We start from the raw sequence: 21,451 nt of genomic DNA, 5'->3' as shown, positions 1-21,451 counted from the left end.
AAGGAGTTGGTCATGACGAACAATCCCCCTTCAACACGTATTCAGCCAAGTGAATACGGGTACCCACTGAAGTTAAAAGCCCGCTATGACAATTTTATTGGCGGTGACTGGGTTGCGCCCGCCGACGGCGAATATTATCAAAACCTGACGCCAGTGACCGGCCAGCCGCTATGTGAAGTCGCTTCCTCCGGTAAAAAAGATATCGATTTAGCGCTCGACGCCGCGCATAAGGCGAAAGATAAGTGGGCGCATACGTCAGTACAAGACCGTGCCGCTATCTTGTTTAAGATCGCCGATCGGATGGAACAAAACCTCGAACTGTTGGCGACAGCGGAAACCTGGGATAACGGTAAACCGATTCGTGAAACCAGCGCCGCCGACGTACCGCTGGCGATCGATCATTTCCGCTATTTCGCCTCCTGTATACGTGCGCAGGAGGGCGGGATCAGCGAAGTTGATAGCGAAACCGTGGCCTACCATTTTCACGAACCGCTTGGCGTCGTGGGGCAGATAATCCCGTGGAACTTTCCGTTGTTGATGGCAAGCTGGAAAATGGCGCCAGCGCTGGCGGCGGGTAACTGTGTGGTGCTTAAACCGGCACGCCTGACGCCGCTTTCCGTTTTGCTGTTAATGGAAGTCATTGGCGATCTGTTACCGCCGGGCGTCGTCAACGTCGTGAACGGCGCGGGCGGCGAGATTGGCGAATATCTGGCGACCTCGAAACGTATCGCGAAGGTGGCGTTTACCGGTTCGACGGAAGTGGGTCAACAGATCATGCAGTACGCCACGCAGAATATTATTCCTGTGACGCTGGAGTTAGGCGGTAAATCGCCCAATATCTTCTTTGCTGACGTGATGGATGAGGAAGATGCGTTCTTTGATAAAGCGCTGGAGGGATTTGCCCTGTTTGCCTTTAACCAGGGCGAGGTGTGTACCTGTCCAAGCCGTGCGCTGGTCCAGGAGTCCATCTATGAGCGCTTTATGGAGCGCGCTATTCGCCGGGTAGAGAGCATTCGCAGCGGGAACCCGCTAGATAGCGGTACACAGATGGGGGCGCAGGTCTCCCACGGCCAGCTTGAGACTATCCTCAATTATATCGATATCGGTAAAAAAGAGGGGGCCGATATTCTGACCGGTGGGCGACGCAAGGAGCTGGATGGCGAACTTAAAGAGGGCTATTACCTTGAGCCTACTATCCTGTTTGGTAAGAACAATATGCGCGTCTTTCAGGAGGAGATCTTTGGCCCGGTGCTGGCGGTAACCACCTTTAAAACCATGGAGGAGGCGCTGGAAATCGCTAACGATACCCAATACGGCCTGGGCGCTGGCGTCTGGAGCCGCAACGGCAATCTGGCCTATAAGATGGGGCGCGGCATTCAGGCCGGGCGCGTGTGGACCAACTGCTATCACGCCTATCCGGCACATGCGGCGTTTGGCGGCTATAAACAGTCGGGCATCGGGCGCGAAACGCATAAGATGATGCTGGAACACTACCAGCAAACCAAGTGCCTGCTGGTGAGCTATTCCGATAAGCCGCTGGGGCTGTTTTAACTACCAGGTAGGCAGCGACATGCTGCCTACTTTTTTTAGCTATATAAAGCCGCCGTTGCTTTTAGCTCATTACTAAAAGCATAGATATCATCTAAAGTTTCAATTGGATGACGTGTCTCATTTTTTTCTAAATCAAATAAACCTATATATTTTTGCGTGCGATTAAAATGCAGGCGGCATAGTGGTTTTCTATTGTTGTCATCGATCAATATACCAAAATAACTTTTTGTATCTCTATGTACGATTCTGGGAGCATCTATTACTGTTCTTGCGATCGCCTTAATAATATGGAATCCTTCAATTTCGTCCATTGTTGTTGTAATATCAATCTCTTCTTTACTTATAACTGAGTTATCTGTCGCATCGTTTTGAATGGATGGATCTATATGTAGTGCAGAGTTCCCACCCATAGCTGATTTTAATCTTTCATTAATTTGATTGTTAATATATTGACTGGCTGCTTTTTTTGTTAATAATGTAAAAGTATCTTTAACTTTTTGCGTTAACATGCCATCATATATTCTCGATGCAAAAAATTTTACAAATTCTTCTTCAGGAGCATTCATTTGGGTATGAAGAAGTTTCTTAATCAGGCTAACGTATTTTAATTCTCCTGCAGCATTTATTATTGATTCTAAATCGAACGCTGTTTTTGTTAGTTTTTTTATTTCTGGAACAACCGTTTCGTCTAAATCGGTAAGATTAATTTCAAGAAACGGTTTTTCATCCATTTTATTAGGTGCATCTAAGTCTGTGAAAAATTTATATTCTTGACCATTAGTTAATATAGATATTCTGGCATTGGTAACGTGAAAATAGCGGAACAGTTGAGAAGCATGATTTATATTAAGTGGTTCGCCAATTTTTTTACATTCGATCAATATCTGAACCTCACCATTTTTTAATATGGCATAGTCTATTTTTTCACCTTTTTTAGTACCAATATCACATACAAATTCTGGAATAACTTCGGTAGGATCAAAAACATCATAACCAAGCACGTTATTAATAAATGGCATAACAAAAGCATTTTTTGTGGCTTCTTCGGTTTCTATAGCACCAGATTGTTGTTTTATTTTTGATGTCAATGTATTTAGTTTTTCCATAAATTCAATGGACATAAAAGCTCCTTAAGTATCTTTTCATATCTGTGGTTTATTAATGTATGAATAAAATAAAATTTAGTAATATATTTTTTATCTATTGGTGGTGATAACTAATTAATATGATGCCATTCAAGAGATTAGATATATTGCAAGAATAGTATAGTAACTCTACTTCTTTGAAATTTATTAATAAATGAATGAAAAAAGGATCCAGGTCATAGATTCTATAGGCTTATTTATCTGGTTTAACAGTAATGTTACAATATGGATTATTTTTCATTCACCTGATTTTGTGGCTTTGGTTTAGTAAGCACTAGATTTGGGACTATTAGCAAGTAAAATGTATTCTGGCGAGCGTTCGGGTAGCCGTGAACGATAAAACTCTCTTGGGCAATAGCACTTGGTAGAAGGGTATGAATTAAGGAAATTCTTATTCAAGAAATTATTGAAAAAGATTTCTGCGTTATACTGTCCAGAGATAAAGGTATGTTACGGTGTATCCGATATAATAGTGCTTGATGATGACTACGCTTATCCGACCTACGCGCGTTACACTGTTCTGTAGGCCGGATAAGACACGGGAGCGGTAGTATTACTGCCCGTAATAGGCATTCGCGCCGTGTTTACGCAGATAGTGTTTATCGAGCAGTTCAGGCTGCATATCCGGTAGCTGCGGGGCCAGCTGGCGCGAGAACAGCCCCATATAGGCACATTCCTCAAGCACCACGGCGTTGTGGACGGCATCGGCGGCATTTTTACCCCAGGCAAACGGGCCGTGCGAATGAACCAATACCGCCGGGATTTGCGCCGGATCCAGACCGCGCTCTTCAAAGGTTTTAATAATCACCTCGCCGGTCTGATACTCGTACTCGCCGTTAATTTCCTCAACGGTCATCAGTCGGGTACAGGGGATTGCGCCATAGAAATAGTCGGCGTGGGTGGTGCCCCAGGCGGGCAGATCGAGCCCGGCCTGCGACCAGATCGTCGCATGGCGGGAATGGGTATGCACGATCCCACCGATCTGCGGATAGCGGCGATAGAGCGCCAGATGGGTCGCGGTATCGGACGACGGTTTTTTGTTGCCTTCAACGACCTTACCGTTGGCGATCTCTACCACCACCATATCGTCGGCGGTCATCACCTCATATTCGACGCCGGAAGGCTTAATGACCATTAGCTTGCGCGTCTCATCGACCGCGCTGACGTTGCCCCAGGTAAAGGTGACCAGCCCGTGCGCCGGGAGGGCCAGGTTGGCCGCCAGCACCTCGGCTTTCAGTTGCTCTAACATGTGAAACCTCCTTCCTGCATCCGTGATTCAATCCAGCGTCGGGCCTGGATAATTTCCAGCACCGGCTCACTGGCTTTCTCTGTCCACATCTCAATCAGAAATGAACCGCGATAATTCAGCTCATGCAGCGTTTTAAAAATGCCCACAAAATCAACGCATCCTTCGCCAAACGGCACGTCGCGGAACTGGCCGGGGCTGTCACCGGTCACCGGCAGCGTGTCTTTCAGGTGGATAGCGGCGATACGGTCGATACCCAGCTTCAGCTCGGCGGTGACGTCGTTCCCCCAGGCGCTGAGGTTGCCGACGTCCGGGTAGACGGTGAACCACGGTGACGAAAGCATCTCGTCCCACTTTTTCCACTTGCTGATGGAGTTCATAAACGCGGTATCCATGATCTCCACCGCCAGCATCACCTGCGCCGCTGCGGCCTGTTCCACCGCCCACGCCAGCCCTTCGGCGAAACGTTGCTGGGTGCCTTCGTCGTGCTCTTCGTAATAGACGTCGTAACCTGCCAGCTGGATGGTGCGGATCCCCAGGTCGCGCGCCAGGCGAATGGCTTTGGTCATGATTTCACGCGCCCGCTCGCGTACCGCTTCGTCGCGGCTGCCAAAAGGGAATCGACGATGGGCGGAGAGGCACATCGACGGGATGGCGACGCCGCTTTCCAGCATCGCGCTCACCAGCGATGCGCGCTGAGCCGAGGTCCATTCGAGGCGCGAAAGGCGTTCATCCGTTTCATCCACCGACATCTCAACAAAATCAAAACCGCAGCTTTTTGCCAGCACCAGCCGCTCCGGCCAACTGAGATCTTTCGCCAGGGCTTTCTCGTAAATACCTAATGGATGATTACGCATGCTTTTCTCCCCAGATGGCGTCAATTTGGGCGTGGAATTCGGCGGCGACCTGCGCCGGATGGGCGGCACCTGCCAGCGCGCGCCCAGCGATAAATGCCTTAACGTTAATGTCGCGGAACAGCGGCAGATCCACTGGGGTAATGCCGCCGGTAATCGATAGTTCAAGGCCGATGTCGGACAACGCCTTCATGCGTGCCAGGTCCGCTTCTCCCCACTGTTGCCCGCTGGCCTGCGCATCGCGTCCGCGGTGGTAAATCGCCTGGCGAACCCCGACGCGATACCAGTCTCGGGCGTCGTCCAGCGTCCAGTTGCCGAACAGTTCCATTTGAATTTCACCGCCGCAGGACTGGGCAACGGCATGGCCTTTCTCGACGGTCGCGAGCGGCGCAGCGCAGATGATAGTCATCCAGTTAGCGCCAGCGCTAAAAGCCTGCTGCGCCAGGGTTTCACCGGCATCGGCCACTTTCCAGTCGGCGACGATGATTTTTTCCGGGCACTGCGCTCGCAGGGCTTTCACCGCGCTAAGGCCTTCGGTTAAACAAAGGATGGTTCCGGCCTCAACGATATCGACATGATCCTGTAGCAGGGCGACATCGCGTTGGGCTGCTTCCAGACTGGTGTGGTCGAGCGCCAGTTGCAGTAATGGTCGGCTCATAATGCGTGCTCCTTAATACGGGCGTGATAGCCCTGTAGTGCGGTAATCAAATCCTGGTATTGGCGGTATTTACGTTGATAGAGGGCGTGCGCGGCCATGTCCGGCAGCAGCGTGCGCACCGGGTGCCGGAGGTCGCGTTGGGCCTCGTGGAAATCGCGATATACGCCGGTGCCGACGCGGGCTGCCAGCGCCGCGCCGAAGCAGCCGGTCTCCTCCACCTGCGGCAGCTCGATGCGTAAACCGCTGACGTCCGCCAGCATCTGCATCCAGACGTCGGAGTGGGCCGGGCCGCCGGTAACGTGCAGGGCGCAAACGTCGGTAAAACGTTCACGCATGCGGTTGAGGTGGGTCATATGGCTGAAGACCACGCCTTCATAAATCGCCTGCAGCAGGTGCGCGCGGGTGTGCAGCGCCTGCATGCCGTAAAAGCCGCAGGTCATCTCCAGTCCGGCATTGCTGCCGTAGAGAAACGGCAGAAAAAAGAGGTCGCTACCGGCTTTCGGCAGGCTGGCGACCGCCTGATTGATCTCGTCAAAAGAGAGGTAGCCCCACTGGGCGGTAAACCATTCAAGGTTGCCGGAGGAGGTCGGGCTGGCTTCGTGAACGATATACTGCCCGTCATTGACGTAGCGGCCATAGACGTAAGGGTGGGCCTCATGGTCGCGCAGGCCGTGAGCGATGCCGCTGGTGACGGCCCAGGTACCCATCACCGCATTGAGCGTTGATTCATCCTCAATACCGGCGCAAAGGGCGGTGGAAACCACATCAAACAGGCCGCCGACGACGGGGGTACCCGCCGCCAGACCGGTGATGGCGGCTGCCTGAGCGGTGATCTCCCCGCATATTTCGGCTGAACCCACCACGGGGGGCAGCGCGCTATCGATTTCACTGATGCCCAGCCATTCGGTCAGACGCGGGTCGTACTGGCCCGTCGCCATGTTGTAGAGGTTGGACTCGGAGATGTTGCTCTCCTCGCAGCCTTTCACGCCGGTTAAGCACCAGCGCAGATAGTCATGCGTCATCATGACGCAGCCTATCTGCGCGTAGCGCTGCGGCTCATTCTCTTTTACCCAGCGTAAAAGGGAGACCGGATGCCCGGTCCATAGAGTTTGTCGGGTCAGCGGGTAGAGTTTTTGCGGAACCGCTTCTTTTTGCCAGCGCTGGACAATTTCCATGGCGCGACGGTCGGAAGAGAGTATCGCTTTACCTAATGGCCGATCGCTTTTATCTAACAGGAACAGGCCCTTACCCTGAGCGGAAATACCCAGACCGCGGATTTGTGAGCCGCTCACCCCCGTGTGCGCCAGCAGTTTGCTGATGACCGAGCCGCACTGTTGCCACAGTTCGGTCATATCGCGTTCAACCCAGCCTGGCTGCGGGCTTAAAGCGTGCAGCGGCAGGCGTTGCACCGCTACTTCCCGGCCTGCGCCATCGTACAACCCGGCTTTTAGCCAACTCCCACCACAATCTAACCCCAGCCAGTAGTTGCTCATGACTTATTGCACCTCGTCCACGGCTTTCAGGAGATCGGCGCCCTGCGGGTTGTCTTTCAGGAACATATCGCGCACCTGGCTGCCCAGCGCATCGCTGAAGGCTTTACGGTCGATATCGGTCAGGACTTCAACTCCGGCTTCTTTCATGCCATCGATAATTTTTTGCTGATCTTCGGCGACCAGTTTGCGCTGATAGTCACCCGCTTCTTTGGCGGAACTCAGCAGTGCCTCCTGGAACTGCGGGCTTAAAGCGTCGAATTTGGCTTTATTGATCACCAGCAGCAGAGGCGAATAGGCGTGATGAGTGAGGGAGAGGTATTTCTGTACCTCATAGAATTTCGCTGACCACACGACGTTGATAGGGTGTTCCTGGGCATCAATCGTACGGGTTTCGAGGCCGGTATAGACTTCGGAGAACGGCATCGGAATAGGGTTCGCGCCGAAGATTTTAAAGGCCGCGATATTCATTGGGCTGTTGTTAGTGCGGATTTTTAAGCCTTTCAAATCGCCCGGCGTTTTTACCGGCGCGCGGGAGTTGGTGACGTCGCGCCAGCCGTTTTCCCAGTAGGCGAGGACTTTTAACCCTTTTGAATCGAGTGATTTTTTCAGTTCATCGCCGACTTTGCCGTCGAGCGTTTTATGCGCATGCGCGGTATCGCGAAACAGGAAGGGGACATCAAGTAAGTTGAATACAGGGGCCAGGCCGGTGAAATCGTTCGAACCGGACATTTCCATATCAATAGTTCCGCCGCGCACCCCGCTGATCATTGCCTGGGCGTTACCTAATGTGCTGTCAGGAAAGAGTTTTAGCGTTAATTCGCCGTTGGTTTTTTCTTTTAATAGTTCGTTAAATTTTTTCGCGGCAATATGTTGGGAGTCAGTTTGCGGTGTTTCATAACCAAAACGTAAAGATTGCGCCGCCAGAGACGACACGCTGAAAACCGTCAGACCAGCTATCAATAATGAACGAGCAATAACGTGTAATTTCATAATATTATCCTTTAATTAATCCATTTAAGCGGTGTGATAATTAGCTCGGGAATAAAAATAAATAAAACCAGCAGCGACATCAGGACGACAACGTAAGGGAATACGCCTCTTACCGCGTCATCAAATTTCAATTTTGCTACCCCGGAAATAACGTTGAGGACGTTGCCAACGGGCGGTGTGATTAATCCAATAGAGCAGTTAATAATGAACATAACGCCGAAATAAATCGGGTCAATATTGGCTTCTTTAACTAATGGCAATAATACAGGGGTAAGAATTAACACCGTTGGCGTTAAGTCCATCACCATACCGACGACCATAATTGAGATCATAATGACGATAAATAAGAGTCGCGGAGAGTCGACCAGCGGCTGCAGCAAATCTGACACCATCATGGGTAATTCCGCGATCGTAATCAGCCAGGCGGATACCTGAGCCGCGGCCACCAGAAACATGACGACTGACGTCGTTTTGGCGGCATTGACCAGCACGTGGTAGAGACTGGAAAACGTTAATTCCCGATAGATAACCACGGCGACAAAGAGGGCGTAAAACGCGGCAACCGCTCCTGCTTCCGTTGGCGTGAAAAGTCCGGAACGGAAGCCGCCGATAATAATCACCGGTAAAAACAGCGCCCAGATACCTGAAACCAATGATTGCCAGATTTCACGCGGTGTTGCTTTAGGCTGAGAAGGGAGATTTAATCGCCCGGCCTGCCACCACCAGGTGAGCATAAGCGCCGCGCCCATCATGATGCCCGGTGCGATCCCGGCCATAAACAGCTTGCTGATCGACAAGCCGCTGGAAACGCCGAAGATAATAAAAGGAATCGAGGGCGGAATAATTGGCGCAATGATCCCGCCGGAAGCGATTAACCCAACGGAGCGGTTGATCGGATAGTTTGCGGAGCGCATCATCGGCACCAGCAGCGCGGCGACCGCAGCGGTATCTGCTACCGCAGAGCCGGAAAGGCTGGCCATAATCATTGCCGCAATAACGCCCACGTAGCCCAGGCCGCCGGGCTTATGGCCGACCAGCTTCATCGGCAGGTCGACGATTCGCTTTGACAGGCCGCCCGCGTTCATGATTTCACCGGCCAAAACAAAAAAGGGAATGGCCAGCAGGGAGAAGCTGTCCGCGCCGTTAACCAAAGTTTGCGCCATAATCTGCACGTCAAACATATCCAGGTATGCCATCAGAGCAGCGCCGCAAAGCAGCAGCGACCAGGCGATGGGTAAACCTATCGCGATCCCGCCGAGCAGGCAGCAGAGAAATATCACCACGGCCATGATTAGGCTCCTTGCTGTGGTTGTTGAAAGGAATCGTTACGCGTTATTAAGTGATAAAGCCGACGCAGCTCGATTAACGCGATGGCAACGCTTGTGGGCAGACAGGCGATATACATCAGGCCGATCGGTAAACCGAGGATTGGCGAGTGATCGCTCCAGTCCTGCAACGCTTTTTGCAGGCTGCCCCAGCCTAATGCGATGCATAACAATAAAATCAGTGAATGCGTCAGCAGCGAGAGACGACGCTGATTCGCTGGCGAAAGTTTTTCCACCACAAAAGTGACCTGAACGTGAGCGTTATCCATAAATGCAACGATGGCGCCAATAAACGTCAGCCATACAAATAGATAACGTGATAGTTCATCTACCGACAAAATACTGCTCTCAAAACCGTAACGTAAAATAACGTTAATAAATACAATGCAGGAAAGTACGGCAATTAATACCGCAAGTATGCCCTCAAGTACCCGCTTCATAACGACTCCATCAGGTTATAGAAACTTATCTCTTTCGATGCTGAATAGTGGAACTTAATTTCTTATGTTTGGTTTATATTAGGTCGGCGCAACGTTGAGTTGCAGGCCGAGAATTAAGGTGATGATGTTTAATTCAGGTTAGCGGCGTGTGGCCTTTTTCATTATGTTAATACCATCGCGTAATATATTTATGCGGTGATTAATATCGGCGCTGGCATTGATTTCCAACAATTTAATACCGGTAAACTGCAACAGTTCGGGAGCTGCGGCGGTAATCAGTTCTTGAACATGTTTCTCCGTCATCAGGCTTTGTGGACAGAAAGGTGCAAACGGAGCATGGAGGTCCTGCCATTCGCCGTATTCTCCATCCAGCGTTGTACCGGAGAACATCAGCGCCCCGAGTTTTCCAGCATGTTTGGCCTGCTGCGTGTGGATCAGCGGTAGAGAGGTATCCCGCCCTTCAATAGCCGAGCGCGCCCAGTTAATGCAGACGCTTATGTCATAGTCGGCAATAGTTTCCAGTACGTTTACCAACGGTAAGAATCCTTTACGCGGTGCGGGGCCGGTCATCGCGTCGCAGTGTTCAAGCACCAGGTCGCAGGACCAGTCCCAGTTGGCAATCTCTTTTAATGAGCGCGCAAAGGCGTCGGTTGCCTGCGCTACGTTCGGATTGCCCGCCAGCGGGGCGGCATGAAGCTCAAGGGCTATGACTTTGCCGGGGGTTTTCGCATTGAGTTTATTTATCTTCTGATAAAGATGACGGTAGTATTCCACGCAGGCTTTACGCTGTTCCTCGTCACTGGACGCTAATCCAAAACCACCGTTTTCGCTACGGTGGCGCATGGTTTCCATTATCGCGGTGACCACGATTTGCCAGTTTCCCGGTGTATGGCGCAATAACCACTCGTCGCCGAGCGGGTGAAGATGTTCAAGACAAGGCTGCTCCAGCCCCCGGATATCCGGAGTATCAGAGAGTTGCCGCCAGAATTCCGTCTCTTCCTCTTCACTCTTCTGGTGAAATGAGGGTGCACAAGGGTACGCACCGATAATATAACCGGTATTATTTTTCATTTTGTGCTCCAGTAAACTCTATTTTATAAAACGTCTATGGCGACTTTTACGACTATTTTCCGTATCGGCGTAGCAATGCTTTTATTACAACCTGGACGATGAACATCCTGTGGGAAAAACAGGGCATAACTTCCCGGTATCATTTCAATGAATGATTCATGTTCACTGTCGTGATAAAAAATAATATCGCGCTGTTCTAATAATGACTCGCTGATTTGATTATTACCGGTATCAATGGCAACCCCAATTTTCTCTTCACCCCATGCCAGAAACTGAATATCCAGATAGCGGCGATGAACCTCCGGACGATTTTCAGCAGCATCGCGGGTGGTCATATCGATTATCTGCGCGAAGATATTTTGGCCGTCGATTTCCACTACGCCGGGTTCCAGCGTGCGAAAGTCCGTATTGCGCAGGAAATCGAGCGCCTGCTCTATGGCCGACGGTAACCGGCACGGATTAGGCTGCTCGATATGTCCAAAAATCATGATGTGGCTCCTTACAGCGCCTGAATTTTGGCCCAGACGCTGTCGTCAATGGTGATACCGTGACGGCGGTTGTCATCCAGCAGTTTGGTAAATTCGTGGCCGGGCAGCCGAATCGCGACGTTGTCGTCAGCACGTTCAGCAGTGGTGATGAAATCCATAATCCGCTGCAGTTTGGCATCGCGGGTTGCGCCATCGATCAGCTTATCCACTTCTATGGCGATGAAGATCTGCGAAACGCCATACTCATCGCTGTTTTCCTGGGTCACTTCGGCAACGGAAGAACCGTTGGAAAGCAGGGTGGCAATCATGTCCAGCACAATCGACAGACCAGAGCCTTTCCAGTAACCCATTGGTAAAATGCGGCGATTTTTCTCGATAACGCCCGGTTCTTTGGTCAAATTACCTTCATCGTCAAATCCACCGTCAACAGGAAGCTCGCGGCCGGCCAGGCGGTTAACCTCCAGCATGCCGTAAGAGAACATCGACATCGACATATCTACCATCGTGATCGGCGTAGACGGGATGGCGACGATCAACGGATTGGTACCGATACGGCACTCTTTCGCCCCCCACGGCGGCATGACGGCGATGGAGTTGGTCCAGCAAATGCCGATATAGCCTTTTTCCGCCGCCTGCCAGCCGTAGCTGCCGCCGCGCATCCAGTGGTTAGCATTACGTAACGCCACTAGGCCAATACCATGATCGGAAGCCAGCTCGATGGCCCGGTCCATCATCTTTTTCGCCGTCAGGTTGCCGATAGCGCGCTGAGCATCCCACTGTTCGATGGCGCCGAGGCTGGTAACCCGCTGCGGTTTAGCATCAGGAATAATGTCGCCGTTATCCAGTTGCTGAATGAAGCGGGGAAAGCGGTTCACGCCGTGGGAATAGACACCGGACTCAGTGGTGCGAGCGAACATTTCCGCGCAGGCGTCGGCGGTATCTTCCGCAATATTCCGCGACCGCAAGACGCGGTAGAAGGCCCCTTTTAACTCTTCGAAAGCTACTTTCATCCCTGTTCTCCTGGTCGATTGTCAGAAATTTTAGTGTGTTTTTTTGTCGATAAATTTCATAATGCGAAATGTGGTTCCAAATATATAGATCAAAAATTGACATGGCAACGCCAGAGAAGGTTTTTAAAAACGATTAAAATCATCGGTTTATGTTTTTTATGCTGATATCGTGAACTGCAACACACTTTGAGCTACCATCTGATCGCCCAAGAAAGGAGAGAGTTTTCTGATGAGCCAGAACAACGATAAAGAGAAGCCTGCGGGGAGTCAGAGCCTGTTTCGTGGCCTGATGTTGATAGAAATTTTGAGTAACTACCCGAACGGTTGCCCACTGGCGCACCTGTCGGAGCTGGCGGGGTTGAACAAGAGTACCGTCCATCGTTTGTTGCAGGGGCTTCAATCCTGCGGATACGTGACGCCAGCGCCGGCGGCCGGAAGCTACCGTCTGACGACAAAGTTTATTGCCGTCGGCCAAAAAGCCCTGTCATCGCTGAATATCATCCACGTTGCGGCACCGCACCTTGAGGCGCTCAACCTGGCCACCGGCGAGACGGTGAATTTTTCCAGCCGTGAAGATGACCACGCTATCCTGATTTATAAGCTGGAACCGACCACCGGTATGCTGCGCACGCGCGCCTACATTGGCCAGCATATGCCGCTGTACTGCTCGGCGATGGGGAAAATTTATATGGCGTTTGGTCAGCCGGATTATGTGGCGTCTTACTGGGAAAGCCATAAAGATCAGATCCAGCCGCTGACTCGTAATACCATTACCGATTTACCAGCAATGTACGATGAGCTGGCGCAAATTCGTGAAACCAGCATGGCGATGGATCGCGAAGAAAATGAACTGGGCGTTTCCTGTATTGCTGTGCCTGTGTTTGATATTCACCATCGAGTGCCTTACGCCATTTCTATTTCACTGTCGACGTCACGGCTAAAACAGATCGGCGAGAAAAATCTGCTCAAACCGTTGCGTGAAACCGCACAGGCTATCTCTAATGAGCTGGGATTTACCGTTCGCGAATAAGACAGCTCGCCAGGTTTTATCAGGCATCTGACAAAATTTGTCCGTTTGCGTAGTGGGATCAAAGCGGCGGGGAATGGCTCTCTGGCATTCTGGCGTTTTAACGCAGGGGGAGAACAATGAACCGGTTTATTATGGCGGATGCGTCGGCGTGTATCGGGTGTCGTACCTGCGAGGTCGCCTGCGTGGTGTCGCACCAGGAACAGCAGAATAGCGCGGCGGTGACGACGGCGGACTTTGTGCCGCGTATCCGGGTGATAAAAGAGGATAGCTTCACCACGGCCACGGTCTGCCATCAGTGTGAGGACGCGCCGTGCGCGAATGTCTGCCCGGTACAGGCGATTCGCCGTGATCGGGGGCATATCTTCGTGACGCCATCGCGCTGCATTGGTTGTAAAAGCTGTATGCTGGCTTGCCCATTTGGTGCGATGACCGTGGTGGCGTCCGCGTCAGGCGCGCAGGCGATTAAATGCGATCTTTGCTGGCATCGGGAAGCGGGGCTGGCGTGCGTGGAAGCCTGCCCGACCAGTGCGTTACAGTGCGTTGACGCAGCACACGTGCAGCGCCAGCGCCTCTATTCTCAACCTTTCTGAATGTCGTTCCGGCCTGCATGATGGCCGGAATAACCGTCAGCCTTCACGCCAGGCGCGTTCTATCTCTTCTGCCAGAATTTTTACGCCCGCCTCGATTTTGTCCGGTTCAGGCACGTAGTTCATCCGCATACACTGGTGTGTGTGCGGCCAGGGTTTATCCAGTCCGGGAAAGAAATAGTGGCCTGGCACCATCAGCACGCCGCGCGCTTTCAAGCGCTGATAGAGTAGCTCGGTGGTAATCGGCAGATCTTTAAACCACAGCCACAAAAATATTGCGCCTTCCGGTTTATGAATCAGGCAGCGTTCTTCGGATAAATAGCGACGAATGATCGCGATCGTCTGTTGAACGCGCTGATAGTAGAAAGGTTTGATAACCGTTTCCGACAGCCGCAGCAGATCGTTACGCTTAATCATTTCGCACATCATCGCCGGGCCCATGCCCCCGGGCGCAAGGCTGATGATGCCGTTCATGTTGGCAATGGCGGAAATCGTCTTATCATTGGCGATGATAATCCCGCAGCGGGAACCGGGCAGCCCCAGCTTCGAGAGGCTCATGCATAGGATAATATTGGGGTTCCACAGCGGGCGCGCCTCGCTAAAGATAATGCCCGGAAACGGTACGCCGTAAGCGTTATCAATCACCAGTGGGATGTTGTGCTGATTCGCCAGTCTGTCCAGCTTCATCAGCTCTTCGTCGGTGATAACGTTACCGGTTGGGTTGGTCGGGCGCGAGACGCAAATCATCCCCGTTTCTTCGCCGATGTGCAGATGCTCAAAATCGACGTGATACTTAAACTGGCCTTCCGGCAGCAGCTCAATATTCGGGCGCGCCGAAACGAAGAGGTCGTCTTCCAGACCGGAATCCGCATAGCCGATGTATTCCGGCGCAAGCGGGAATAGTACCTTTTTCGTACTGCCGTCGGCGCGACGTCCGGCGAAGAGATTAAATAAGTAGAAAAACGCGCTCTGACTGCCATTTGTCAGCGCAATATTCTGTGGTTCGATATCCCATCCCAGCGTTTCACGTAGCAGTACGGCCAGTGCATTCAGTAGCGCCGTTTTTCCCTGGGGACCGTCATAATTACAAAGCGCATCAGCGGCTTTGCCGCTTTCTACCATATCTGTCAGTAGCGTCTGGAAATAATCCTGCATTGCAGGGATGTGTGCCGGGTTACCGCCGCCAAGCATGATGGCTCCTGGCGTGCGTAAGCCGTCGTTGAGATCCTCCATCAGGCGGGTAATGCCTGAATGGCGGGTAAATTTATCGCCGAAAAGTGAAAATGTCATAACGGGTGATCTATCGAACTGTCTGTCAAAGTGGATAACCATAACGCTACAAATGGCGGGGCGCAAATGGGGGTCAGGCGGTGGTATTGATGTTTTATGCTACAAATTTTTATCAGGTTAGTTTTTTATTTTGAAGGGGCTACCGGTACGCGAGGAGACCGGTAGCGCCACGATTAGCGGCGGCCCGCCCAGACGACCATCACCGTATCGTCGCCGTACTGGCGTACAAAGCCGTACCCGTGTTTTAGCGTCAGCGTGGTTTGTTGGCCTGCGCCGATGGCGGGATGTTTGGCGCGGAACTGGCTAATATGCTGCCAGTGCGCGACGGCTGCGGCTGACTTTCCGCTCACGTCCTGCCAGTTCATATCTGAACGGGTGCCTTGCAGCGGGTCGGAGCCGGTGGGGCCGAAGGGACGAGCGGATTCATCGCCGTAAAAGATCTGCACCGCGCCCGGTGAAAGCAGCAGCAGTTCCGCCGCCTTATCACCGCCCTCACGGAAAAGGCGCGTATCATGCGAGGAGAGGTAACTTAATACGTTGAAATCCTGCATTTTATCCGCCATCTGCTGCCAGACTGGCCCCATTTCCGCCAGGCAATCGACCGCTTTCGCCGCCTGCTCCTGATAATCAAAATTGATCATCGCGTCGAAACCATAGCGATAATAATCACTTTTCATGACGCCGTGGCCCCACGCTTCGCCAGTCATCCAGAACGGGCTATCATCCAGCGCTTTGTCCGGATTGGCCTGCTTCCATTCATGTAACGCCGCGCTGGCCTGGGTTTTTAGCTGTTGCCAGGCAGGAAGCTCAACGTTTTTGGCCGTATCGACCCGGAACCCGTCAATGCCGTAATCATGCACCCACTGGCTTAACCAGTGAGTCAGATAATCCCGTGGCGTATAGCCCTCAATGAACTTTGCTTTAGTATCGGGTTTGTTGGCATAGAACACGGGTAGGCCGGAAGGCGTGGTAGATTCCGTTTTTATATCCGGCAGGAAGGCCAGCGACAGGGTTAAATCGTCAAATCCCGGACTGTCGTAGTCGCCAATATCGGTACGAATCCACTTTTTCCCCCACCATTTTTCCCAGGCGGCGCTGTCGCTGAAGTTGATGTAGTCGTTAAAGCTGTGCCAGCTTTGTCCGGCGGCGGGTCGCCAGTTTGTCCAGCGATCGCCGAGAATTTTTTGCCGTTCCGCGCCGGATAAATAGAGCGCGCCGAACTGATACTCCTGCATATCCGCCAGCGTGGCGTAACCGGCATGATTCATTACTACGTCAAATAAAATACGGATGCCGCGCTGGTGCGCGCCGTCGACCAGCGCGCGGAGATCGGCTTCGCTGCCCATATTGGCATCCAGCGTCGTCCAGTCCTGAGTGTAATAGCCGTGATAGGCGTAATGAGGAAAATCGCCTTTTGTTCCGCCGCCGACCCAGCCGTGGATCTGTTCAAACGGCGAGCTTATCCACAAGGCGTTCACGCCTAATTGCTGTAGATAGTCCAGTTGACTCGTCAACCCGCGCAAATCGCCGCCGTGGAAAGTGCCAATCTCTTGCATACCATCCTTATGGCGACCATAGCTGTGGTCGTTGGTTGCATCGCCATTGCGAAAGCGATCCGTAAGCACAAAATAAACGGTGGCGTTGCGCCAGTTAAAAGGCGCTGATGCATGGGTTTCCGCGCGTTCCAGCAATAAAAGCCCGTGGCTGTCGGCAGGTTGCAGCGTGATTTGCCCGTTTTGGACGGTATCGGTTTGACCACTGTAATAATCGCGCACTACCGTCCCTTCCGGAAAGGTCTGGCGAACATCCAGCGTGAGCGGCGAACCATCCCAGACGGGACACTGACGGGCGAGCTGCGCGGTGCGTTCAGGTTCAGTTTTTATCGATAACAGCAGGGTCGGCGTACCGGAGCGGGTATCTACCGTTATTGTATAGTCGCCATCTTTAAACAAACGCCATTGCGGCGGCGCGCCTTCGCAGGGTTTTAACGACAACATCTGGTTGAGTTTTATGGCGCCGGAGGGCTGCCAGCACTGCTGGTCAATATGGAGCGTTAACGCGCGTGTACCTTTTGTTAATGCAGCATGGCTGGTAAAGCGCCCGGTTTCCTGCGTCGAGAACGTCGGAAAACCGGGTGAGGTCCATGATGAGGCGATCGCGATACCGGGTATCAGCGTCAGAGCGAAGGCGGCAAGTTTCATCACGCTATCCTTTGTGGGCAATATTCATCAGCTTGCCTGGTTTTTAGGCGAATGAACTCCTCCCCAGCAGAGAGTCGCGCAGGAGGAGGCGCGAGGGTGAGCGACGAGGCGCAAAAAAACGCCTCTATTTGCGATAAGCACCACATTTTATTGGCATTATTGCTGCCTGTTATCGTTAATAGTTGACATAGTTTCGGATTAAGACTATTCCCTGAGGTGCTTTTTAAGCCTATTTTTGCTAGAATTTGGGGTTCAAACCTTAACTTCGTGAAAAATAAAAGGTGTTGGAATGTATCAATCCGACCAGGAGACCTAATGATATTGACTCCCATGCGACGATATGGGGCAATGATTCTTATGTTACTCACCATCGCATTTTCGGGTGAGGTGCTGGCAAAGACGCACGCAACACAAACGAGTCAAAAGTCCCACATAACTGAGACAAGTTATAAACAGGTTAGCAGTAAACAAGAGTATTCTCGCAATAGTGCAAAGAGCAGTTCACTTCCTGATTTGCGAAAATACCCTTCCGGAACCCCCAGAAAAAAAGCGTTTCTCCGGACCGTTATGCCTTACATCACTAGCCAAAATGCCGCGATTACCGCGGACCGTAATTGGCTGATCTCAAAACAGTACCAGAACCGCTGGTCGCCGTCTGAACGCGCGCGTATGAAAGATATCGCGAAGCGCTATAAAGTGAGCTGGTCCGGCAACACGCGTCGTATTCCGTGGAATACGTTGCTGGAGCGCGTCGACATTATCCCAACCAGCATGGTGGCGACGATGGCGGCGGCGGAAAGCGGCTGGGGAACCTCTAAACTGGCGCGTAGTAACAATAACCTGTTCGGCATGAAGTGCACGAAAGGGCGTTGTACCAATACGCCGGGTAAGGTGAAAGGTTACTCGCAATTCGCGTCGGTTGAGGAGTCGGTGAGCGCGTATGTCGCCAACCTGAACACGCATCCGGCTTATTCTTCTTTCCGCAAGTCGCGCGCCCAACTGCGTAAGGCGGATCAGGAAGTCACCGCCACGGCGATGATTCATAAGCTGAAGGGTTACTCTACCCAGGGGTCGCGCTATAACAACTACTTGTTCGCGATGTACCAGGACAACCAGCGTCTGATCGCCGCGCATATGTAATTCTGTGTGCCGGATGGCGCTACGCTATCCGGCTTACAAGGCGTCTGTAGGCTGGATAAACTATAACAACGCTTCACTATGCTGGTCGCGATACTCCTTAGGCGTAGTGACGTATTCCTTTTTAAACACCGAATAGAAATATTGCAGTGACGGGTAGCCGCACATTTGCGAAATTTCGTTTATCGCCAACGTAGTAGAAATCAACAAACTACGCGCTTTTTCCAGCTTTTCGGCGTGGATCAGCGCATGTATCGTCTCGCCAACTTCTTCCTTAAAACGTTTTTCCAGGTTTGAACGTGAAATCCCAACCGCGTCCAGCACCTGCTCGACTTTAATGCCCTTACAGGCATGGTTACGAATAAAGTGCATCGCCTGGATAACCGCCGGATCGGTCAGGGAGCGATAGTCTGTCGAGCGGCGCGCAATGACGCGCACCGGCGGCACCAGAATGCGCTGTAACGGCATCTCTTCGCGCGCCAGCAAACGGTGCAGCAGTTTCGCCGCCTGATAGCCCATTTGCCGCGCCCCCTGCGCGACGGAGGAAAGCGCGACGCGCGACAGGTAACGGGTTAACTCTTCGTTATCAATACCGATAACGCAAAGTTTTTCCGGCACCGGAATATGCAGGTGTTCACAGGCCTGCAATACGTGACGGGCGCGGGCATCCGTTACGGCAATGATGCCGGTTTGCGGCGGCAGCGTCTGAAGCCAGTCGGCGAGGCGATTTTGCGCGTGCTGCCAGTTTTCCGGCGCGGTTTCCAGCCCCTGATAGACTACGCCGCGGTATTTTTCCTCGGCGACCAGCTGGCGAAAGGCGTATTCCCGTTCCGCCGCCCAATGTTTGCGGCTGGAGTCGGGCAAACCGTAAAACGCGAAGCGGTTAACGCCTTTTTCTTTTAAATGCAGGAAAGCGCTTTCAACGAGCGCATGATTATCGGTGGCGATGTAATGAACGGCGGGATAATTTTCAGCAAGATGGTAAGAACCGCCGACCCCGACAATGGGTACGTCGACATCGGCTAATAATTGCGCGATATCGTCATCATCGTAATCGGCAATAACGCCGTCGCCTAACCACTCTTTAATGTTATCGATACGGGCACGGAAATCTTCCTCAATAAATATATCCCATTCGGATTGCGAGGCTTGTAAATATTCACCCACCCCCTCCACTACCTGACGGTCATAGGCTTTATTCGCGTTAAATAACAGAGTGATGCGGTGACGTTTATCAAACATGAGGATATATCCTGCAAAAGTGAACCTGGACTCATGGATACTATCAAAACGGCTGACATAACGGTCTGGCGAATGATGACAAATTATTTTGCGCCTGAAACGTTATGCGAAATTCATCACAGCAAACGGCGGATGACAATTGTCATTTCTTATCTATATATTACGGTTTTTTGTTTATTTGCCAGGATTCGATCGCGATCGCTTTTTTCTTCTGTGGTTTTCAGCGTTTTTTTGAGAGCCAGAGCACATTTGGGGATTCTCTTAATAGCGGTGTGAAATAACGTAATTGAGCAATAAATCAGGAAATTCCAGTATGACGTTATGTCGTTTACTTGCCGTCTTATCTGATTATGGAGCTCACTATGCAGGCTTATTTTGACCAACTCGATCGTGTTCGCTATGAAGGCCCTCAATCGACTAACCCGCTGGCATTTCGTCATTACAATCCCGACGAGCTGGTTTTAGGTAAACGTATGGAAGATCACCTGCGTTTCGCGGCCTGTTACTGGCATACCTTCTGCTGGAACGGCGCGGATATGTTTGGTGTAGGCGCGTTTAATCGTCCGTGGCAGCAACCGGGCGAAGCGCTGGAGCTGGCGAAACGCAAAGCGGACGTGGCGTTTGAATTTTTCCACAAACTGAATGTGCCTTTTTATTGCTTCCATGACGTGGATGTGTCGCCGGAAGGCGCGTCGTTGAAAGAATATAAAAACAACTTCGCGCAGATGGTGGATGTGCTGGCGGCGAAACAGGAGCAGAGCGGCGTAAAACTGCTGTGGGGAACGGCGAACTGCTTTACCAACCCGCGCTATGGCGCAGGCGCCGCCACTAACCCGGACCCGGAAGTCTTTAGCTGGGCAGCGACGCAAGTGGTTACGGCAATGAACGCCACGCATAAACTGGGCGGCGAAAATTACGTCCTGTGGGGCGGGCGCGAAGGTTATGAAACGTTGCTGAATACCGATCTGCGCCAGGAACGCGAACAGATTGGCCGCTTTATGCAAATGGTGGTCGAGCACAAACATAAAATGGGTTTCCAGGGCACGCTGCTGATTGAACCGAAACCGCAGGAACCGACAAAACATCAGTATGATTATGACGTTGCAACGGTCTATGGCTTCCTCAAACAGTTCGGCCTGGAAAAAGAGATCAAAGTGAACATTGAGGCGAACCACGCGACGCTGGCGGGCCATTCGTTCCACCATGAAATCGCGACCGCTATCGCGCTGGGTATTTTTGGCTCCGTTGACGCCAACCGCGGCGATGCGCAACTGGGCTGGGATACCGATCAGTTCCCGATTAGCGTTGAAGAGAACGCGCTGGTGATGTACGAAATCCTGAAAGCGGGCGGATTCACGACGGGCGGTCTCAACTTCGACGCCAAAGTTCGTCGCCAGAGCACCGATAAATACGATCTGTTCTACGGTCATATCGGCGCGATGGATACGATGGCGTTGTCGCTGAAAATCGCTGCGCGTATGGTTGAAGACGGCGAGCTGGATAAACGCGTAGCGAAGCGCTATGCCGGCTGGAATGGCGAGCTGGGGCAGCAGATTCTGAAAGGACAACTCTCCTTAGGCGAACTGGCGCAGTATGCGGAGCAGCATAATCTGGCGCCAGTACATCAAAGCGGTCATCAGGAGCTGTTAGAAAATCTGGTTAACCGTTATCTGTTTGATAAATAACCCTATCT

General features: G+C 52.0%; 19 protein-coding genes. 5 read left to right on the top strand and 14 right to left on the bottom strand.

Going from position 1 to position 21,451, the window contains the following annotated elements; all coding sequences use genetic code 11:
• The first annotated feature begins 12 nt into the window (after nt 1–12).
• Nucleotides 13–1,551: an aldehyde dehydrogenase AldB gene (gene aldB, locus EOS97_RS08810; protein WP_000183999.1), complete on the top strand. Its 1,539-nt coding sequence runs from the start codon at nt 13–15 to the stop codon at nt 1,549–1,551.
• 35 nt (nt 1,552–1,586) lie between these two features.
• Here aldB and EOS97_RS08805 read toward each other — a convergent pair whose 3' ends face one another.
• The 11 genes from EOS97_RS08805 to yiaK all read right to left on the bottom strand — a co-directional run bounded on the left by EOS97_RS08805 (nt 1,587) and on the right by yiaK (nt 12,271).
• The gene (locus EOS97_RS08805) at nt 1,587–2,672 is read right to left on the bottom strand and encodes a type I restriction endonuclease (RefSeq protein ID WP_000020985.1); all 1,086 of its coding nucleotides are present in this window, start codon (nt 2,670–2,672) and stop codon (nt 1,587–1,589) included.
• A 577-nt stretch (nt 2,673–3,249) separates the two neighbouring features.
• On the bottom strand, nt 3,250–3,945 hold the full coding sequence (gene araD, locus EOS97_RS08800) for an L-ribulose-5-phosphate 4-epimerase (RefSeq protein WP_000893168.1): 696 nt from the start codon (nt 3,943–3,945) through the stop codon (nt 3,250–3,252).
• Nucleotides 3,939–4,799, bottom strand: a complete 861-nt coding sequence (locus tag EOS97_RS08795) for an L-ribulose-5-phosphate 3-epimerase (protein WP_001244040.1) — start codon at nt 4,797–4,799, stop codon at nt 3,939–3,941. The genes araD and EOS97_RS08795 overlap by 7 nt, the downstream gene beginning before the upstream one ends.
• Entirely contained in the window at nt 4,792–5,454 is a 663-nt protein-coding gene (ulaD, locus tag EOS97_RS08790; RefSeq protein ID WP_000089540.1) for a 3-keto-L-gulonate-6-phosphate decarboxylase UlaD, read from the bottom strand. The genes EOS97_RS08795 and ulaD overlap by 8 nt, the downstream gene beginning before the upstream one ends.
• Complete coding sequence (locus tag EOS97_RS08785) at nt 5,451–6,947, bottom strand: FGGY-family carbohydrate kinase (protein WP_000074082.1); 1,497 nt, start codon at nt 6,945–6,947, stop codon at nt 5,451–5,453. Before EOS97_RS08785 ends, ulaD begins: the two co-directional genes overlap by 4 nt.
• Nucleotides 6,948–6,950: 3 nt before the next feature.
• The gene (gene yiaO / locus EOS97_RS08780) at nt 6,951–7,937 is read right to left on the bottom strand and encodes a 2,3-diketo-L-gulonate TRAP transporter substrate-binding protein YiaO (RefSeq protein ID WP_127836139.1); all 987 of its coding nucleotides are present in this window, start codon (nt 7,935–7,937) and stop codon (nt 6,951–6,953) included.
• Nucleotides 7,938–7,948: 11 nt separating this feature from the next.
• Nucleotides 7,949–9,226: a 2,3-diketo-L-gulonate TRAP transporter large permease YiaN gene (gene yiaN, locus EOS97_RS08775; protein WP_000301822.1), complete on the bottom strand. Its 1,278-nt coding sequence runs from the start codon at nt 9,224–9,226 to the stop codon at nt 7,949–7,951.
• A gap of 2 nt (nt 9,227–9,228) precedes the next feature.
• Nucleotides 9,229–9,702: a 2,3-diketo-L-gulonate TRAP transporter small permease YiaM gene (yiaM, locus tag EOS97_RS08770; RefSeq protein ID WP_000832313.1), complete on the bottom strand. Its 474-nt coding sequence runs from the start codon at nt 9,700–9,702 to the stop codon at nt 9,229–9,231.
• 138 nt (nt 9,703–9,840) lie between these two features.
• Nucleotides 9,841–10,773, bottom strand: a complete 933-nt coding sequence (locus EOS97_RS08765; protein WP_000794965.1) for a DUF4862 family protein — start codon at nt 10,771–10,773, stop codon at nt 9,841–9,843.
• 23 nt (nt 10,774–10,796) lie between these two features.
• On the bottom strand, nt 10,797–11,261 hold the full coding sequence (locus EOS97_RS08760; RefSeq protein WP_000576112.1) for a YhcH/YjgK/YiaL family protein: 465 nt from the start codon (nt 11,259–11,261) through the stop codon (nt 10,797–10,799).
• An 11-nt stretch (nt 11,262–11,272) separates the two neighbouring features.
• Entirely contained in the window at nt 11,273–12,271 is a 999-nt protein-coding gene (gene yiaK / locus EOS97_RS08755; protein WP_000861181.1) for a 3-dehydro-L-gulonate 2-dehydrogenase, read from the bottom strand.
• A 229-nt stretch (nt 12,272–12,500) separates the two neighbouring features.
• Here yiaK and yiaJ point away from each other — a divergent pair, with 229 nt between their 5' ends.
• The gene (yiaJ, locus tag EOS97_RS08750) at nt 12,501–13,301 is read left to right on the top strand and encodes an IclR family transcriptional regulator YiaJ (RefSeq protein ID WP_000081338.1); all 801 of its coding nucleotides are present in this window, start codon (nt 12,501–12,503) and stop codon (nt 13,299–13,301) included.
• Between the two features lie 116 nt (nt 13,302–13,417).
• Nucleotides 13,418–13,891: a 4Fe-4S dicluster domain-containing protein gene (locus EOS97_RS08745; protein WP_001078815.1), complete on the top strand. Its 474-nt coding sequence runs from the start codon at nt 13,418–13,420 to the stop codon at nt 13,889–13,891.
• Between the two features lie 36 nt (nt 13,892–13,927).
• On the opposite strand, the gene avtA is transcribed toward EOS97_RS08745, so the two are convergent.
• Complete coding sequence (gene avtA, locus EOS97_RS08740) at nt 13,928–15,178, bottom strand: valine--pyruvate transaminase (RefSeq protein WP_000144379.1); 1,251 nt, start codon at nt 15,176–15,178, stop codon at nt 13,928–13,930.
• 173 nt (nt 15,179–15,351) lie between these two features.
• Nucleotides 15,352–17,379: an alpha-amylase gene (locus EOS97_RS08735; RefSeq protein WP_000761300.1), complete on the bottom strand. Its 2,028-nt coding sequence runs from the start codon at nt 17,377–17,379 to the stop codon at nt 15,352–15,354.
• Nucleotides 17,380–17,694: 315 nt separating this feature from the next.
• Between EOS97_RS08735 and EOS97_RS08730 the strand changes: the two genes are divergently transcribed.
• Complete coding sequence (locus EOS97_RS08730) at nt 17,695–18,519, top strand: protein bax (protein WP_001575119.1); 825 nt, start codon at nt 17,695–17,697, stop codon at nt 18,517–18,519.
• A gap of 60 nt (nt 18,520–18,579) precedes the next feature.
• Here the strand turns inward: EOS97_RS08730 and xylR are convergent, their stop codons facing one another.
• The gene (xylR, locus tag EOS97_RS08725) at nt 18,580–19,758 is read right to left on the bottom strand and encodes a D-xylose utilization transcriptional activator XylR (RefSeq protein WP_000459824.1); all 1,179 of its coding nucleotides are present in this window, start codon (nt 19,756–19,758) and stop codon (nt 18,580–18,582) included.
• Nucleotides 19,759–20,120: 362 nt separating this feature from the next.
• Between xylR and xylA the strand changes: the two genes are divergently transcribed.
• Nucleotides 20,121–21,443 (top strand): xylose isomerase, encoded by a 1,323-nt coding sequence (gene xylA / locus EOS97_RS08715; protein ID WP_001149561.1) that lies wholly within the window; start codon nt 20,121–20,123, stop codon nt 21,441–21,443.
• Nucleotides 21,444–21,451 lie beyond the last annotated feature (8 nt).

Source organism: Salmonella sp. SSDFZ54, assembly GCF_004010735.1.
Classification (GTDB): domain Bacteria; phylum Pseudomonadota; class Gammaproteobacteria; order Enterobacterales; family Enterobacteriaceae; genus Salmonella; species Salmonella enterica.
This window is presented reverse-complemented; position numbering and strand designations above follow the sequence as displayed.